The organism is uncultured Lutibacter sp. (genome assembly GCF_947493565.1).
In the GTDB taxonomy this organism is placed as follows: domain Bacteria; phylum Bacteroidota; class Bacteroidia; order Flavobacteriales; family Flavobacteriaceae; genus Lutibacter; species Lutibacter aestuarii.
On sequence record NZ_CANLRG010000004.1, the window covers coordinates 52,076 to 70,559 of the forward strand.

The 18,484-nt window shown below is 30.7% G+C and carries 15 protein-coding genes; 8 read left to right on the top strand and 7 right to left on the bottom strand.

All coding sequences use genetic code 11. The features are described 5' to 3' along the window. The first annotated feature begins 78 nt into the window (after positions 1–78). Both Q0714_RS05840 and Q0714_RS05845 read left to right on the top strand, forming a co-directional pair. A complete protein-coding gene (locus tag Q0714_RS05840; protein ID WP_298263461.1) occupies positions 79–513 on the top strand; it encodes an ankyrin repeat domain-containing protein in 435 nt (144 codons plus the stop codon). A gap of 60 nt (positions 514–573) precedes the next feature. Beyond that, on the top strand, positions 574–1,380 hold the full coding sequence (locus Q0714_RS05845; protein ID WP_298263462.1) for an ABC transporter substrate-binding protein: 807 nt from the start codon (positions 574–576) through the stop codon (positions 1,378–1,380). On the opposite strand, the gene Q0714_RS05850 is transcribed toward Q0714_RS05845, so the two are convergent. The 4 genes from Q0714_RS05850 to Q0714_RS05865 all read right to left on the bottom strand — a co-directional run bounded on the left by Q0714_RS05850 (position 1,377) and on the right by Q0714_RS05865 (position 4,871). Beyond that, positions 1,377–2,078, bottom strand: a complete 702-nt coding sequence (locus Q0714_RS05850; protein ID WP_298263463.1) for a DUF4197 domain-containing protein — start codon at positions 2,076–2,078, stop codon at positions 1,377–1,379. The genes Q0714_RS05845 and Q0714_RS05850 overlap by 4 nt on opposite strands. A gap of 10 nt (positions 2,079–2,088) precedes the next feature. Continuing rightward, on the bottom strand, positions 2,089–2,259 hold the full coding sequence (locus tag Q0714_RS05855) for a DUF5522 domain-containing protein (RefSeq protein WP_298263465.1): 171 nt from the start codon (positions 2,257–2,259) through the stop codon (positions 2,089–2,091). 63 nt (positions 2,260–2,322) lie between these two features. Then, positions 2,323–2,850, bottom strand: coding sequence for a DUF4136 domain-containing protein (locus Q0714_RS05860; RefSeq protein WP_298263466.1), 528 nt, complete (start codon positions 2,848–2,850; stop codon positions 2,323–2,325). A 20-nt stretch (positions 2,851–2,870) separates the two neighbouring features. Beyond that, positions 2,871–4,871 carry a urocanate hydratase gene (locus Q0714_RS05865; protein WP_298263468.1) on the bottom strand — a complete coding sequence of 667 codons (2,001 nt, stop codon included), beginning with the start codon at positions 4,869–4,871 and terminating at the stop codon, positions 2,871–2,873. A gap of 457 nt (positions 4,872–5,328) precedes the next feature. On the opposite strand from Q0714_RS05865, the gene Q0714_RS05870 reads away from it, so the two are divergent. Beyond that, complete coding sequence (locus Q0714_RS05870) at positions 5,329–8,760, top strand: methylmalonyl-CoA mutase family protein (protein WP_298263470.1); 3,432 nt, start codon at positions 5,329–5,331, stop codon at positions 8,758–8,760. 60 nt (positions 8,761–8,820) lie between these two features. On the opposite strand, the gene Q0714_RS05875 is transcribed toward Q0714_RS05870, so the two are convergent. Then, positions 8,821–9,216, bottom strand: a complete 396-nt coding sequence (locus Q0714_RS05875) for a hypothetical protein (protein ID WP_298263471.1) — start codon at positions 9,214–9,216, stop codon at positions 8,821–8,823. A 130-nt stretch (positions 9,217–9,346) separates the two neighbouring features. Between Q0714_RS05875 and Q0714_RS05880 the strand changes: the two genes are divergently transcribed. After that, a complete protein-coding gene (locus Q0714_RS05880; RefSeq protein ID WP_298263472.1) occupies positions 9,347–9,796 on the top strand; it encodes an Lrp/AsnC family transcriptional regulator in 450 nt (149 codons plus the stop codon). On the opposite strand, the gene recQ is transcribed toward Q0714_RS05880, so the two are convergent. Beyond that, entirely contained in the window at positions 9,793–11,913 is a 2,121-nt protein-coding gene (gene recQ, locus Q0714_RS05885; protein WP_298263473.1) for a DNA helicase RecQ, read from the bottom strand. The two genes, Q0714_RS05880 and recQ, sit on opposite strands and share 4 nt — an antisense overlap. Before the next feature lie 139 nt (positions 11,914–12,052). Continuing rightward, positions 12,053–13,723, bottom strand: coding sequence for an asparagine synthase B (gene asnB / locus Q0714_RS05890; protein ID WP_298263475.1), 1,671 nt, complete (start codon positions 13,721–13,723; stop codon positions 12,053–12,055). Positions 13,724–14,105: 382 nt separating this feature from the next. Here asnB and sigZ point away from each other — a divergent pair, with 382 nt between their 5' ends. The 4 genes from sigZ to Q0714_RS05910 all read left to right on the top strand — a co-directional run bounded on the left by sigZ (position 14,106) and on the right by Q0714_RS05910 (position 18,478). After that, positions 14,106–14,651: an RNA polymerase sigma factor SigZ gene (gene sigZ, locus Q0714_RS05895; protein WP_298263476.1), complete on the top strand. Its 546-nt coding sequence runs from the start codon at positions 14,106–14,108 to the stop codon at positions 14,649–14,651. Between the two features lie 51 nt (positions 14,652–14,702). Further along, positions 14,703–15,086: a DUF423 domain-containing protein gene (locus tag Q0714_RS05900; protein WP_298263477.1), complete on the top strand. Its 384-nt coding sequence runs from the start codon at positions 14,703–14,705 to the stop codon at positions 15,084–15,086. Positions 15,087–15,177: 91 nt separating this feature from the next. Then, positions 15,178–17,115 carry a CocE/NonD family hydrolase gene (locus Q0714_RS05905; protein ID WP_298263479.1) on the top strand — a complete coding sequence of 646 codons (1,938 nt, stop codon included), beginning with the start codon at positions 15,178–15,180 and terminating at the stop codon, positions 17,113–17,115. Between the two features lie 229 nt (positions 17,116–17,344). Continuing rightward, positions 17,345–18,478: a PQQ-dependent sugar dehydrogenase gene (locus Q0714_RS05910; protein ID WP_298263480.1), complete on the top strand. Its 1,134-nt coding sequence runs from the start codon at positions 17,345–17,347 to the stop codon at positions 18,476–18,478. Positions 18,479–18,484: the final 6 nt, after the last annotated feature.

Below are 18,484 nucleotides of genomic sequence, written 5' to 3' on the forward strand. Positions count from 1 at the left end.
ATAAAGTGTTAATGCTGTAACATGTACATAAAAGTATCGTCTTTTAGGTATATATTTAATGAGCTACTATATAAAACTATGAAAAAACTATTAATATTTACGATTTTTTTTATTTCTATTTCAATAATTCAAGCAGGTAATATTTCTAATATTAATAATTCAATTTCATTACCTATTACAAAATCAGAAAAGAACAATAAAAGCCCAAAAAAAACTTATCATCACTACAACCCATATAAAATGGCTAGTTTTTGTAGATTAATTCAAATTGGGAATTATAAAGCTGTAAAAAAATTAATTGAACAAGGAGCTGATGTCAACGAAAAATCTTTAAAATTAACTCCATTAATGTACGCTGCTAGACATAATAGGGTTGAAATTTTAAAACTTTTAATAACAAATGGAGCTAACTTAAAAACCAGAAACTGTAATGGTGATACTGCTTTAAAATGGGCAAAAATGTCTGGTGCTAAAGAAGCATATATGATACTTCAAAATGCTTTAAAAAAATAAGAAACAAATTTATTCTCGTACATATTTTAAGTACTTTTGTATCTTTATTTATATATAAATATGAAGTACTTTAAGGATCAAATAGGACGAGAAATCACCTTAAAATCAACTCCAAAAAAAATTATATCATTAGTTCCTTCACAAACAGAATTACTTTGCGATTTGGCATTAGAGAATGAATTAGTTGGTATCACAAAATTTTGTGTACATCCCTATCATTTAAAATCTACAAAAAAAATAGTTGGAGGCACAAAAAAGGTTGATTTTGAAAAAATAAGAGCACTTAAACCTGATTTTATTTTGTGTAACAAAGAAGAAAATAGCTATGAATTTCTTCCTGAGTTAGAAAAAATTGCTCCTACCTATTTTTCAGATATTATAACACTACAACACTCAATAGATTTAATTTTAAGGCTCGGCACCATATTTAACAGAAGAACTGAAGCCGATAACTTAGCACACAAAATTGATTTTAAACTAAAAGATTTTAAACAGTTTATCAAAGATAAACCTATTAGAAAAGTTGCTTATTTTATATGGGGAAAACCTTATATGGTTGCTGCTAATGAAACCTATATTAATGAAATGTTGGCTTTAAATAAATTTGAAAACATTTATTCAAATATGAGCCGGTATCCAAAAGTTGAGATAAACAGAATTAGACATGAAGGTGATCCCGATGTAATTATCTTATCTTCAGAACCTTTCCCTTTTAAAGATGAACATGCATTAGAAATTGGCACTTATACCAATCGTTCAATTACCGTTTTTGGTGATGGAGAAATGTTTAGTTGGCCAGGTTCAAGAACCTTATTAGCTTTAGATTATTTTAAAGAATTGCATAAAAAATTAGAAAGTCATTTTTAATCTTGTAATGCAAAAACTCTTTTCAAGAGTTCTGTTGAGCGCTTGTTAACATTTGCTCTAATTTCCTTTTCTTCAACTTCAACCATAGTAAACACTCCTTTTAAAGCTTCTTGTGTTACATAATCTGTTAAGTTCGGGTTTACATTAGCTGTTAATGGTAAGTTATTGTATTTTGTAATTAAATTTTCCCAAATTTTATCTGCTCCAACTTTTTGAAAAGAATTGGCTATTATAGGATTAAATTTTTGATATAATGCTTCTGATGTTTTATTCTGCAAATACATTGTTGCAGCATTCTTTTCGCCTAATAAAATATTTTTAGCATCTATAAAGGTCATTCCTTTAATGGCATCAACAAAAATAGGAATAGCTTCACCAACAGCATCTTCAGCTGCTCTATTTAAAACTTTCAAGCCTTCATCTGCTAATTTAGATAAGCCTATTTTACGTAAAGTATTGTCTACTTTTTGTAATTCTTCAGGCAATAAAATTCTTGTTAATTCATTTTTAAAAAACCCATCCTTAACTGCTAGTTTACTTACCTGATTGGTAATTCCATTATGCAAAGCTTGCTTTAAACCATTTCCAATTTGATCGTTAGTTATTCCTGTATTTGGAAGTTGATTTACCACTTGTTGTAATTCTGCACAAGCTGTAAATTGAATTAATAGTACTATTAAAAATAATTTCTTAATCATAGTCTTTTATTTATTTTAAAAATGAATCTGTTTTTTTATCATAAGCGTACGGACAATGCTTACAACCATTTTTACAGCAATACCCTCTCTTTAAGTGATATTTTTCTGTAAAAACTCTAAATCCTTGCTTGTTAATATAATAATCTCCTTCTTCTAAAGGTATTAATTTTTTATATTCCATGGTACAAATGTAAACAAAAAACGTTCTAATTTAATTAGAACGTTTTTTGTAATTGAATATTTTTTATTCCACGCTAGGAGGATACTTTGCCATTATTTCTGCTACAAATTCTTTTATTTTTTCTTCCTTTTTAATCACATCACCTGAGGTATTTAAAGCGCCACTTCCAATACCTTGCCAAGCCAATTCTTTTTTCTTAGCATCAATCAAATCTATAAACAAAGTCCCTTCGGTATATTTTGAAATATGCATTCCATAGTTAGGTCCATAATACCAAGGATGCCACCCAAAATACATATTATCATTATAGATATCTACTTTTTGACGCGATTTTGTAAATATATTTACCAACACATCTGGTTTTTCAGATTTTGTAAAACCTTTGGCTAACATTTCATTTTCAACAGCTTTTAAAATTCTACGTTTATCTAAATCTGAAATATCAACTTTATCTATTCCTTTTTTATAGAAAGCAAATGTTTTATACTTTGAAAAATCGGTAGAAGTATCATAATCTGAAGTAACTCTAATAGAATTACAAGATGCAACTAAAAAAAGTAGCATTAACGGAAGTAATTTTATGGCTTTCATTTTTTAAAAAAATTTAAATATTAAAATAAATCTTTTAATAAGGTATCATCTACTAAATTTGGTAAAGTAACTTTTAATTTTGGTTCAACCTCCATTGCTCTTTTAATTGCAAATGTAGCGCCATTATTTCTAGCCCAATTTCTTCTAGCAATACCATTATTAACATCCCAAAAAAGCATGCTTTTTAAACGCTTTTCTGCTTCTATACTACCATCAAGAACCATACCAAATCCACCATTTATAACTTCTCCCCAGCCAACTCCTCCTCCATTATGGATAGAAACCCAAGTAGCTCCTCTAAAACTGTCTCCTATAACATTTTGTATCGCCATATCTGCTGTAAACTTAGATCCATCATAAATATTTGAAGTTTCTCTGTAAGGCGAATCGGTACCTGAAACGTCATGGTGATCTCTTCCAAGTACAATTGGTTCAACTATTTCGTTATTTTTAATCGCGTTATTAAAAGCTTCTGCTATTTTCATTCTTCCTTCTGCATCGGCATATAAAATACGAGCTTGTGAACCAACCACTAATTTATTTTCTTGAGCTCCTTTAATCCATTGAATATTATCTGCCATTTGCTGTTGAATTTCAAGAGGTGAGTTTTTCATTATTTCCTCTAAAACTTCACAAGCAATTGCATCTGTTTTTTCTAAATCTATTGGGTTTGCACTAGTACACACCCACCTAAACGGTCCAAAACCATAATCGAAGCACATAGGCCCCATAATGTCTTGCACATAAGATGGGTATTTAAAGTCAATTCCATTTTCAGCCATAATATCAGCTCCTGCTCTACTTGCTTCTAATAAAAAAGCATTTCCATAATCAAAAAAGTAGGTTCCTTTTTCTGTATGTTTATTAATAGCTTCAGCTTGTCTTCTTAAACTTTCTTGAACCTTTTCTTTAAATTCTTCAGGTTCATTTGCCATCATTTTATTAGCTTCTTCAAATGAAATACCTACTGGATAATACCCTCCGGCCCAAGGGTTATGGAGAGATGTTTGATCCGAACCTAAATCAACATAGATATTTTCATCTGCAAACTTTTCCCAAACATCAACTATATTGCCTAGATAAGCAATCGAAACTACTTCTTTGGCTTCTTTAGCTTTTTTCACTCTTTCAACCAACTTATCCAAATGAGTTATTTTTTCATCAATCCAACCTTGTGATAATCGTATTTCTGTAATTTTTGGATTTACTTCAGCGCAAACAGTAATGCATCCTGCTATATTTCCAGCTTTAGGCTGTGCACCACTCATACCTCCTAAACCTGATGTTAAAAACAGTTTGCCAGATAAGTCTTCATTGTGTTTTGCAATTTTTCTACCTGCATTTAAAACTGTAATGGTTGTTCCATGTACAATTCCTTGTGGGCCAATGTACATATAACTTCCTGCTGTCATTTGTCCGTATTGAGTAACACCTAACACATTAAATTTTTCCCAATCATCTTGTTTACTGTAATTTGGAATCATCATCCCATTGGTTACTACTACTCTTGGTGCATTTTTATGCGATGGAAATAACCCCATAGGATGACCTGAATACATCACTAAAGTTTGATCATCTGTCATTTCAGATAAATACTGCATACACAAAAGATATTGAGCCCAATTTTGAAAAACCGCACCATTACCTCCATAGGTAATTAATTCATGAGGGTGCTGAGCTACAGCATAATCTAAATTATTTTGAATCATATGCATAATAGCTTTCGCTTGTTCACATCTTCCAGGGTACTCACTTATTGGACGTGCGTACATTTTATAATCTGGACGAAAACGGTACATATAAATTCTACCATATTCTTTTAATTCACTGGCAAATTCTTTCGATAAAACTTTATGATGTCTTTCATCAAAATAACGCAAAGCATTTTTAATAGCTAACTCTTTTTCTGCCTTTGTAAGAATTTCTTTTCGTTTAGGTGCGTGATTTATTTCTTTTTCATATGGTTTTACTGAAGGTAATTCAGTAGGAATTCCTTGTTGTATTATCTCTTTAAATGTCATAATATTTAGTATTAGGTGATTGTATATTTTTTAGTAAAAAACTAAAACTATGGATAACGAATATCCACTCTAAAATGAGTTAAGGCAATACATTTTTTATATGTGAAGTGAAAAATATCCAAGATATTTATACAAATATTAATTGAATTACAAATATACTATAAATTTGTTTTGATTTTTATTTACTCTATTTTGTTAAAATTAGAATTCTCATTAAAATTTTAAAAATTAACTATATATTAATTAAAATGATTAATATTATTCAAAATATAAAACCTTTACTTTTTTTAAAAATCTCCAATGTATTCAATTAGTATTTAAACTTTAAATATTTTTATTTAGTCTATTCATAAGTTTTCACAATATACTTTTACTTTCATAATAAAAGCTATAAATTACACTTAAAACACATTTAGTAATTTTAACTAAATTGCAAACCAATTTTTTTAAAACATTTATGAAAAAAATAACACCTTATACACCAAAAAATAAAGTTAGAATTGTAACTGCAGCCTCTTTATTTGATGGTCATGATGCAGCTATAAACATTATGCGTAGAATTATACAAGCTACTGGAGTTGAAGTTATTCATTTAGGACATGACAGAAGTGTTGAAGAAGTTGTTAATTGCGCCATTCAAGAAGATGCTAATGCCATTGCAATGACATCGTACCAAGGTGGACATGCAGAGTATTTTAAATACATGTTTGATTTACTTCAAGAAAAAGGTGCTCCTCAAATTAAAATATTTGGTGGCGGTGGTGGTGTTATTCTTCCTAAAGAGATTGAGGAACTCATGAATTACGGAATTACACGTATTTACGCTCCAGATGATGGTCGTGAAATGGGATTGCAAGGAATGATTAATGATATGATTGAGAAATGTGATTTTCCAACGGGTAAACATATCGACTTTTCAGCTTCAGAACTCGTTCATAAAGATGATATGAAGTTGGCAAAAGCAATTTCTGCTGTTGAAAATTTTTCTGAAAAACACATCGATTTTATCAATACAATAAGAACAAAAGCTAACGAAACTAACATTCCTGTTTTAGGAATAACAGGAACTGGAGGTTCTGGAAAATCTTCTACAGTAGATGAATTAGTAAGAAGGTTTTTATTAGATTTTCCAGAAAAAACAATTGCAATTGTTTCTGTGGATCCTTCAAAAAGAAAAACAGGCGGAGCTTTATTAGGGGATAGAATTAGAATGAATTCTATTAAAAACGAACGTGTTTATATGCGTTCATTAGCCACAAGACAATCTAATTTAGCACTCTCTAAACATGTAAGTGATGCGGTAGCTATTTTAAAGGTTGCTGAATTTGATTTAGTTATCTTGGAAACGTCAGGTATTGGACAAAGTGATACCGAAATTTTAGATCATTCTGATGTTTCATTGTATGTGATGACGCCTGAATATGGAGCTGCTACTCAATTAGAAAAAATTGACATGATTGATTTTGCAGATGTTATTGCTCTTAATAAATTTGACAAACGAGGCGCATTGGATGCCTTACGCGATGTTAAAAAACAATATCAACGCAACCATAACTTATGGAGTGAGCATATTGAAGACATGCCTGTTTATGGAACTATTGCTTCTCAATTTAATGATCCAGGAACCAATGAATTATACAAGGTTTTAATTGACAAATTAAACCAGAAAACTAACGTTACTTTTAAAACTTCATTTAAAATAAACGGAGATAAAAGCAACAAACAATTTATTATTCCTCCAAACAGAACACGCTATTTATCAGAAATTACTGAAAACAACAGAGCTTATAGCCAAACTAGTTTAAAACAAAAAGAAATTGCTCAAAAACTTTATGGTATTTATAAAACCGTAGAAACCATTTCTAATAAAACCATAGAATTATCAAAAGTTGGACTGAATGAAGAAGTTTTACACCATATTGAAAACAAAAACACTAAAGAACTTATATCTCTTCTTTTCAAGGAGTTTTCAAAAGTTAAAATGGATTTAAACCCTTATAACTGGAACATCATTTTAAATTGGGAGTCAAAAAAACAATCCTACAAAAATGAAGTGTATTCGTATAAAGTAAGAGATAAAGAAATAAATATAAAAACGCATAGCGAATCGCTTTCTCATCTCCAAATTCCAAAAATATCCTTACCTAAATACGAAGCCTGGGGTGATATTTTATATTGGAGCTTAGAAGAAAATGTACCTGGAGAGTTCCCTTATACAGCAGGGCTATTCCCATTTAAAAGAACTGGAGAAGACCCTACTAGAATGTTTGCTGGTGAAGGTGGTCCTGAAAGAACCAACAGACGCTTTCATTACGTAAGTTTAGGAATGTCCGCTAAAAGATTATCTACCGCTTTTGATTCGGTTACTTTATATGGAAATGATCCACATATTAGACCTGATATCTACGGAAAAATTGGAAATGCTGGAGTTTCTATTTGTTGTTTAGATGATGCAAAAAAACTATATTCTGGTTTTGAACTAACCAATCCGCTAACTTCAGTTTCTATGACCATTAATGGTCCTGCTCCTATGATGTTAGGATTTTTTATGAATGCAGCCATTGATCAAGAATGTGAGAAATACATTCTTAAAAATGGCTTAGAAAAAGAGGTAGCAACAAAAATTACCGAAATTTATAAAGAAAAAGGTGTTGAAAGACCTACTTACCAAGGCGATTTACCAGAAGGAAATAACGGCTTAGGCTTGCTTCTTTTAGGTGTAACTGGCGACGAAGTTTTACCTAAAGAAATTTATGACAAAATTAAAACCGAAACCATTGCTAAAGTTCGAGGAACTGTTCAAGCTGATATTCTAAAAGAAGACCAAGCTCAAAATACTTGTATTTTTTCAACAGAGTTTGCACTTCGTTTAATGGGTGATGTTCAAGAATATTTTATAAAAAATAACGTTCGTAATTTTTATTCTGTTTCAATTTCAGGATACCATATTGCAGAGGCAGGAGCCAATCCAATTTCTCAATTAGCATTTACATTAGCCAATGGGTTTACCTATGTTGAATATTACTTATCTAGAGGTATGGATATCAATAAGTTTGGACCAAACTTATCATTCTTTTTCTCAAATGGTATCGATCCAGAATATGCTGTAATTGGTAGAGTAGCTCGTAAAATATGGGCAAAAGCTATGAAACTTAAATATGATGCTAATTCAAGAGCACAAATGTTAAAATATCATATTCAAACCTCTGGGAGAAGCTTACATGCACAAGAAATTGATTTTAATGATATTAGAACCACTCTTCAAGCTTTATATGCCATCTATGACAATTGCAATAGTTTACACACCAACGCGTATGATGAAGCTATAACTACCCCTACCGAAGAAAGTGTACGTAGAGCTATGGCCATTCAATTAATAATCAATAAAGAATTAGGATTAACCAAAAATGAAAACCCTATACAAGGTGCCTTTATTATTGAAGAATTAACCGATTTAGTTGAAGAAGCCGTTTATCAAGAGTTTGATAGAATTACCGAACGCGGTGGAGTGCTAGGTGCTATGGAAACTATGTACCAACGAAGCAAAATTCAAGAAGAAAGTTTGTACTACGAAACCCTAAAACACAATGGTGACTTTCCAATTATTGGAGTCAATACTTTTTTAAGCAGCAAAGGCTCTCCAACTGTATTACCTCAAGAAGTCATTAGAGCTACAGAAAAAGAAAAACAGTATCAAATTAAAGTTGTTGAAAATTTAAACAAAGGAAATCAAACAAAAGTTAAAGAGCAAATTGCCACATTAAAACACAAAGCAATTACCAATCAAAACATATTTGATCAGTTGATGGAAGCTTGTAAAGTATGTTCTATTGGAGAAATTACAGAAGCTTTGTTTGAAGTTGGTGGTCAATACAGAAGGAATATGTAATTCTATGAAATCTTAAATGAAAAAAGTCATTTCAATAAAAACTGAAATGACTTTTTTTTATTAAACTTTTAATATTGATTTCACATAACGTCTATGAATTTTTCGAAGCATTATTAATTCTTTTCTTAACATTCTTACAAAATCTACCCCTTGAATTTTAGTACTTTCAAGGTTTAAACAATCTTGGTAAAGCCTATCAATAAAATAATGAAGCGATTGCGCATATTTTAATTTGGTAGTTGGATTTACTTGTGTTTCAGTTTCTACAACTTTAGGCACTAATCTAAAAGCATTCATCACTAAATTATCAGCATAGTTATCTGTTTTACTTCCAGACCTATACATTGAAATTATATCTTTGTCATTGGTAATATAAGCAGCTATTCGCCTAGATAAATTAAAAATATCTAACGATTTTCTATAAATAACTAACTGATTCAACCCTTGTTCACTCATTTTTATCTTAGACTTCTTTCAAGTTTTATAACAAATTTACCAAGAAATAATTTTTATTATATTTATTATTTAAAGATATAAAACTAATTAAGTTTAATTTTTAATATATTTACTAATAAAATCTTTAATTATGAAAGTTGATGATTTAAGTTGGAAAATACTAAGCTGTTTACAACAAAACGCTCGACAGTCCAATACCGAAATTGCGCGTAAAGTTGGCATCACATCTCCAGCAGTTGCTGAGCGTATACGTAAAATGGAAGATCTTGGAATTATTGAAGGATATTATGCCAAAGTTTCCTATTTTGAAACGGGTCATCAATTAAAAGCAATCATCACTCTACGTGCTTTTATGGGAAGATTAAAACCTTTTATTGAAAAAGTTAAAGACTTTAAAGAAGTCGTTAATTGTTATAGAATCACTGGGAATGAAAATATTGTTATGGAAGTAGTTTTAAAAAATCAAAAACATTTGGAACAATTTATCGATCGATTAATAACCTATGGTGAATGCAGAACTCATATCGTTTTATCTAATGTAGTAGAAAACAATCCATTAACTAAAAAAACACATCTTTAAACACTGCCTTCACTATCAATTATTGTTAATGCTAATCGGATTTTAAAATAGGCTATTTTTTCCTCAAAATACTCAAAATAAGGTTTTAAAGCTTGTGGGCTTTCTAATTTTTCTTTTGCTTTTCTAACTTTAACAACTTCATCTTTAGTTATAAAATCATAAATATTAATAGCTTTTCCATCTGAATATAATTTTGCTAAATGAGAAAAAATAGTGGTTGCCTTTAGGTTTCTTTTTACAGAAATTTCATCGATTGATAACCCTTCTTTATACAATTCATAAGTTACTTTATAAGTGTCTTTCTTTTTATGAGTTTTTATTTTTTCGTTAGAAAAAGCCACAATTTCTGCTATAAAATCTTCTCCATAAACTTCTAACTTTCGCTGCCCCACTCCACTAATTTCTAAAAAATCTGCTTCGCACATTGGACGAGCTCGTTCCATCTCTTTCAGCGTAGCATCGCTAAATACCAAATAAGCTGGAATATTTTCTGATAAGGCAATTTCTTGACGTAATTTACGTAGCCGTTCAAATAACGAATCTTTTTTAGCTTTAGCCACTTTTGGTGCTGTTTGAACATTTTTTTGTTCTTGAACTTCAATTGGCTTCGTTAACTCTACAACCTCCTTCTCAAACAATACTTTTTTAGAAAAATCGGTTAATTGTAGTGCATTATTTTTATGAAAAGCTATTTCACAATATCCCTGATTAATTAACTGAATAATGTATTGTTGCCAATCTCTCCATGAAATATCACTTCCAACTCCATGAGATTTTAGTTGATTGTATCCCTTCTCTAAAATAGTGGCATTATGTGCCCCTCTTAAAACATCTATAACCGTTCCAACTGCTTCAATCTCTTTTAGTCTAGATATTACTGAAAGTGCTTTTTGGGCAATAATCGTTCCATTAAAAAATTGAGGAGGATTTTTACATACATCGCAATTTTCACAATTTTCAGAAAGTAATTCTCCAAAATAACTCAATAAAATTTTTCTTCTACAAGTGGTAGCTTCAGAGAATTGTTTCATGCGCTCTAATTTTGCTAATTGAACCTCTTCATTACTTGCACCATTCATAAATTTACGTAACTGAATTACGTCGGCGTAACTATGAAACAGTAATGCATTTGCTGGTAAACCATCTCTACCACAACGTCCAATTTCTTGATAATAACCTTCAATATTTTTGGGCATATTGTAATGAATTACCCAACGAACATTAGATTTATCAATACCCATTCCAAATGCAATGGTAGCACAAACCACTTGAATTTTATCGTAGATAAAATTTTCTTGAGCTTTGGTTCGTTCTTCAAAATTTAACCCTGCATGATACGCTACTGCAGAAATTCCATTTTGCTGTAACTTTGTTGCTAATTGCTCCGTTGATTTTCTACTTAAACAATAAATAATACCCGCTTCATGAGGCTTTTTACGAATAAATTTAATTATTTGCAACACTCTATCATTAGCTGGACGTACTTCTAACTCAATATTTTTTCTATCAAATGAAGAAAGAAACTGTGTTGCATTTGAAATATTTAATTGCTCTAAAATATCTGTTCTAGTAGCTTTATCTGCCGTTGCTGTAAGTGCTATTATTGGTGTATTTGGTAATACTTTTTTTAAAAACCCCAGTTGTTGATAAGAAGGTCTAAAATCATGTCCCCAAGAAGAAATACAGTGAGCTTCATCAATGGCAATACAACTTATATAATTTTCAGTTAGTATATTTTGAAGCAAGGATAAACTTTCTGGAGCTACATATAACAACTTGATTTGTTTATTGATTACTTTTTCAAAAATTTTGGTTTGTTCAAGACTTTCTTGACTGCTATTAAAAAAATTAGCTGAAATTCCATTTGCGTTTAAGCCATCTACTTGGTCTTTCATTAAAGCTATTAAAGGAGAAATTACCAAGGTTAAGCCCTCAAAAAGTAGCGCTGGTAGTTGAAAACAAATAGATTTTCCTCCACCTGTTGGCATAATTACTAGGTTATCATTTTTAGAAAGAACAGACTCAACTATGGATTGTTGTTGATCTCTAAAACTGTCGTAACCAAAATATTTTTTTAACGTAGGAAATAATTTATCTTGTAGTTCTATATGCAACATTCAACTTTTTCTTTTTTGCAAAGATAAATTTATACGCATACAAATTACAAAGTATTAGCATGCAAATTAATAAGTATGCGCATATAAACTCCAAAACATGCGCATGTAAAACAACTTATATGCGCATGTTTTAGGGTTATTATTTTATGTAAGCATCATCATGAACTTGTGCTACAGCTCTACCAGAAGGGTCGTTCATATTTTTAAAACTTTCATCCCATTCCAATGCTATTTTAGTACTGCAAGCAACTGAAGCTTCTTGAGGAACACTTAATGCTGCTGTATCACTAGGAAAATGTTCTGCAAAAATTGAGCGATAGTAAAACTCTTCCTTGTTAGTAGGTGTTTGAATTGGAAACTTATATTTTGCATTTGCCAATTGTTCATCAGTTACTTCTGCAGCAACAACTTCTTTTAAAGTATCAATCCAGCTATACCCTACTCCATCAGAAAATTGTTCTTTTTGCCTCCAGGCAACACTTTCAGGTAAATAGCTTTCAAAAGCTTTTCTAATTACCCATTTTTCCATGCGCTCTCCATTAATCATTTTATCTTGTGGGTTTATACGCATTGCAACATCTATAAACTCTTTATCTAAAAATGGTACACGTCCCTCAATACCCCATGAAGCTAAACTTTTATTTGCTCTTAAACAATCGTACATATGTAGCTTGCTTAATTTTCTAACAGTTTCTTCGTGAAATTCTTCAGCATTTGGAGCCTTATGAAAGTACAAATAGCCACCAAACAATTCATCCGCTCCTTCTCCAGAAAGTACCATTTTAATTCCCATAGATTTAATAACTCTTGCCATTAAGTACATAGGTGTTGAAGCTCTAATTGTGGTGATATCATAAGTTTCAAGGTTGTAAATTACATCTCTAATAGCATCTAAACCTTCTTGTATGGTAAATTTAATTTCATGATGCACCGTTCCTATATGATCTGCTACTTTTTGTGCTGCAGCCAAATCTGGAGACCCCTCCAGTCCAACAGAAAATGAATGTAACTGTGGCCACCAAGCGGCTTGTGTATCGTCAGATTCTATTCTTTTTGCAGCATATTTTTTAGCAATCGCTGAAGTTACTGAAGAATCTAGTCCTCCTGATAATAGCACTCCATAAGGCACATCAGACATTAATTGGCGGTGCACTGCTGCTTCTAAAGCATCGTGTAACTCATCAATACTAGTTTGGTTTTCTTTAACTGCTTTATACTCCATCCAATCTCGACTGTACCATTTTGTTAATTCTCCATCTTTACTAGACAAGTAATGTCCTGGAGGAAATAATTCAATTTTAGTACAAACACCTTCCAAAGCCTTTAATTCTGAAGCAACATAAAATGTTCCGTTTTGATCCCATCCTATATACAAAGGAATAATTCCCATGTGGTCTCTAGCTACAAAGTACTCATCATTTTCAACATCATACAAAGCAAAACCAAAAATACCATTCATTTCATCAATAAAACTTGCTCCTTTTTGTTGATATAAGGCTAAAATAACTTCACAATCTGATTCTGTTTGAAAATTATAAGTTCCTTCAAACTGCTTACGCAATTCTCTATGATTATATATTTCACCATTAGCTGCTAATACTAATTTTTTATTTTCACTAAATAAAGGTTGTTTTCCAGAAGCTGGGTCAACAATTGCCAAGCGCTCATGCGCTAAAATGGCCTTTTCATCAGCATAAATCCCGCTCCAATCTGGTCCTCTATGACGAATTTTTTTAGACATTTCTAACAACTGCGGTCTTAATATTTCCGACTTCTCTTTTAAATCAAATGCACAAACTATTCCACACATGCTTTTACTATTTATCATTAATTACAATGCAAAAGTGACTTATATGTTTATTTTAACAAACATAATTTAACAAATTAGTTACAAATAATAATAATAAATATTGTTTTTTGAATTTTATGTAAGTAATTATTACATTATCAACATCTTTTTATTTAATTTTGAAATTTAACATTGTTTTTTGCGTCTTTTTATAAGGAATGCTGTCTAATATATAGAACTTAAAAATTTATAATTATGAAAAATTCTGAATGCACTTGTACTTGTGAATCTTGCAAAAATGGAGAATGTGCTAATTGCACTTGTGAATCTTGTAACTGTACAAATTGTACTTGTTAATAACTAAAACCCTATCTTTAATATAAAAATAGGGTTTAAACTTTTTATGGAAACAACTGTTATTTGGAAAGAATTTTCTGCCTCTCTTAAATCTTTTATACGGAGTCGTATAAAAGATCGTGATGCTGTAGATGATATATTACAAGAAGTTTTTATTAAAATACATTTAAACATCCATAGCCTTAAAAAACAACAAAGTATAAAGTCTTGGATTTTCACAATTGCCAACAACGTTATCATAGATTATTTCAAAAAAAGCAATAAAAGCTCCAACTTAGAAATTGAAATACCTGTGATAGCTGAAGCTGAAATACACGAAGAACACTCTGCTAAAGACTGTATTTTACCTTTAATTAAAAATTTGCCCCCTACTTATAAAAAAGCAATTTTTTTAAGTGAAATTAAAGGCTTCAAACAAGCTGAAGTTGCTCAACAATTGAACATTTCATTATCAGGAGCAAAATCTAAAATTCAACGTGGTAGAAAACTCTTACAACAAGGTTTTATAGATTGCTGTAATTATAAATTAAATGAATTTGGATATTTAATTGGTGAACATAAGAGTAAAAAAGAGTGTAAGATTTGCTCTTAAACATTTTATATTTTATAGTTACTTTAGCAAAAAAATTAATTCATTATTCAAATGATTCAATTTACCTTACTTACTGCCACTCTATTTGGTGGTTTAGCTGTTGCTTTTGGTGCTTTTGGTGCACACGCACTTACTAAAATTTTAACAAAAGATCAACTTAAAAGTTTTGAAACTGGTGTAAAATACCAAATGTACCATGCCATTGTTTTACTTAGTATTGGCTTTAATTTTAATTTAGATACAACTTCAGAAAAATACATGGTGTATTGTTTTATTGTCGGAATCATTTTATTTTCATTTAGTATTTATGGCTTGGTAGTATCAACTGCCAAAAACCATAAACTACGTTTTTTAGGTCCCATAACTCCTATCGGTGGCCTACTTTTAATTAGCGGTTGGGTGCTATTATTTTTAAATATATTAAAACTTAAATAAGTTCTTTATTTTGATATTGGTTTTAACAAAAATGTTAACAAATTAAATTTACATTTTTTGTAGTTTTACCAACTAACTAATCAATTTTTAAATGAAAAACTATGCTTTTAAAGCAATACTACTAGTATTAATAAGTATTGCGTTATTTTCTTGTGAAAAAAATAATCTACAAAACACTCCAAATGATAAAGAAAAAACCAATTATGTACAAGAAAATTACGATAAAATAGAAACCTCTATTACCATGCGTGATGGCATAAAATTGTTTACTTCCATTTATACCCCAAAAGACAAAAGCAAAAAATACCCTATTTTATTACAACGTACGCCTTATAGTGTTAGGCCTTATGGTGCTGATAAATTTAAAACTAAGATTGCCCCTAACGAACATTTAATGAAAGAAGGAAACATTGTGGTATATCAAGATGTTAGAGGTAGATGGATGAGCGAAGGAACTTATGATAATATGCGTGCTTACATTCCAAATAAAAAAGATAGCACCGATGTTGATGAAAGTTCCGATACTTATGATACTATTGATTGGCTAGTAAAAAATGTTGAAAACAATAATGGCAACGTAGGAACTTGGGGAATCTCATATCCTGGATTTTATAGTACCTATTCAACTATTGATGCGCACCCTGCTTTAAAAGCTGCATCTCCTCAAGCTTGTATTGGTGATTTCTTTTTTGATGATTTTCATCATAACGGTGCCTATCTACTAAGTTATTTTAGAGCAACTCCTCTTTTTGGAACTCCAAAAGATACTCCCACAGATAAAGCTTGGTATAAAATTCCTGACCTTAAAACCAAAGACCAGTACCAGTTTTTTTTAGATGCAGGCCCTTTAAGTAACTTAGACCTCTATTTTGAATATAAAAAATTGGACAACCCAGCTTTAAAAAACAGTGACAATGCAAGTGACTTTTTTTGGAAAGAATTAAAAGAACATCCTAATTACGATGAAGTTTGGCAAAGCAAAGGTATTATTCAACATTTAAAAAATATAAAATCTCACGTTGCTACTATGATTGTGGCTGGTGAGTTTGATGCTGAAGATTTATATGGACCATTAGAAACTTATAAAACCATTGAACACTATAATAAAGATAATTACAATACCATTGTTTTTGGTCCTTGGAGTCATGGACAATGGGCTAGCACAAAACCTAAAAACAGTGTTGGAAATTATTATTTTGGAGACTCCATATCTATTAAATATCAAAAAGAAATTGAAACTAAATTTTTTAATCACTTCTTAAAAGGTACCGGTGATAAAAATACTGGTTTACCAGAAGCATATGTGTATGATACAGGAAAAAAAGAATGGAATACCTACAATGTTTGGCCTCCAAAAAATTCTAAAAAACAAACCTTTTATTTAGCTGAAGATCAAAAATTAGCTATTGAAAAAGGAAATGAAAAAGGTATTCAGTTTATAAGTAACATTAAAAAACCTGTTCCTTATACAGAAGATATTAAAACAGTATTTACTCCTCGAAAATATATGACCGATGACCAGCGTTTTGCCGCTAGAAGAAGCGACGTATTAGTTTTTGAAACCGAAGTTTTAGAAAAAGATATGACAATGTGTGGTGACATTTTAGCAAAATTACAAGTGGCAACTACTGGAACCGATGCCGATTGGATAGTAAAAGTTATTGATGTGCACCCAGCTGATAGTGAAGAAAATAATAAGGACATGCAAAATCACCTAAAAATGAGTAATTATCATTTAATGGTTAGAAGCGAAGTTATGCGAGGAAAATTTAGAAATAGTTTTACATATCCAGAACCTTTTATACCCAACAAAAAAACTGCTGTTGAAATTAAATTACAAGATGTGCATCATACGTTTAAAAAAGGACATAAATTACAAATACAAGTGCAAAGTACCTGGTTTCCGTTAATAGATTTGAATCCCCAAACCTATGTTGACAATATTTTTAAAGCAAAAGCCGAAGATTTTAAAACACAAACACATACTGTTTTTACATCTTCAGCAATTGAATTTACGGTGTTAAAATAAAAAATAATTATATTTGTTAATATCATAATTAATGCTGCTATTCCAGAGTGATCACTGAGCGGATTCGAAGTGCAGGCAGGAATTCAATCGTTATAAAAATAGATTCCTACAAAAGTTTATTTTGACCAAAGATGGAAGGTGAAAATAACAGCATTAACTTAATTCGATTAAACTATAATTGGCTTCGACCCCGCTCAACCGCCGATATTATTAATGAAATTTATAACTTATGAAATATTCAAATATATTTTTCAGTTTAATAACAGTTCTAATTATTTCTTGTAAAGAAAAACCTTCAGAAAAATTAGCACTTCAAACCTTAAACAATAACAAATTTAAATTTGAAGTTGAAACTATTGTTAGTGATATGGATATTCCTTGGAGTATGGCATTTTTACCCGATAATTCTATTTTAATTACAGAATTAAAGGGGGAGTTAATTCATTTTAAAAACGGAGTAAAAACCAATATTAAAAATGTACCAGAAGTATATTTTAGAGGCCAAGGTGGTTTATTAGATATAGAATTAGATCCAAATTATGCCGAAAATGGTTGGTTATATTTATCCTACGCTGCAAATATTGAAAATGATGGAAATGGAGGAAACACAACTATAATGAGAGCTAAATTAAAAAACGATGCTTTGGTTGAAACTCAAGTTATCTATAAAGCAACTCCAAATACACAAAGCGGAACCCATTTTGGTTCTCGTATTGAATTTGATAAAAAAGGCTATTTATATTTTTCAATTGGAGATAGATACAACAGAGATGTTTTACCACAAGATATAACTAAAGAAGCTGGTAAAATTTACAGAATAAATAGCGATGGAACAATACCAACAGATAATCCGTTTTACAACACTAAAAATGCTATAAAAGCAATTTATTCTTATGGTCATAGAAATCCGCAAGGAATGGCAATGCATCCCGAAACTGGAGAAATTTGGGCACACGAACACGGTCCTAAAGGTGGTGATGAAATAAATATTATAAAAGCTGGTAAAAATTTTGGATGGCCTAAAGCATCTTTTGGAGTTAATTATAGCGGTACAAAATTTACAGATAAGACCTCTATTAAAGGAATGGAAGATCCAATACACCACTGGACACCTTCTATTGCTCCAAGCGGAATGACATTTGTTACTAGTAATAAATACCCAGAATGGAAAGGAAATGTATTGGTAGGTTCGTTAAAATTTCAATATGTTACACGATGTGTTATAGAAAACAACAAAGTAGTTAAAGAAGAAAAACTAATAGAAAATATTGGTCGCGTACGTTGTGTACGTCAAGCTCCAGATGGCTATATTTATGTTGCTGTTCAAAATTTAGGGATTGTTAGATTAACGCCTTCATCTTAAAAATTG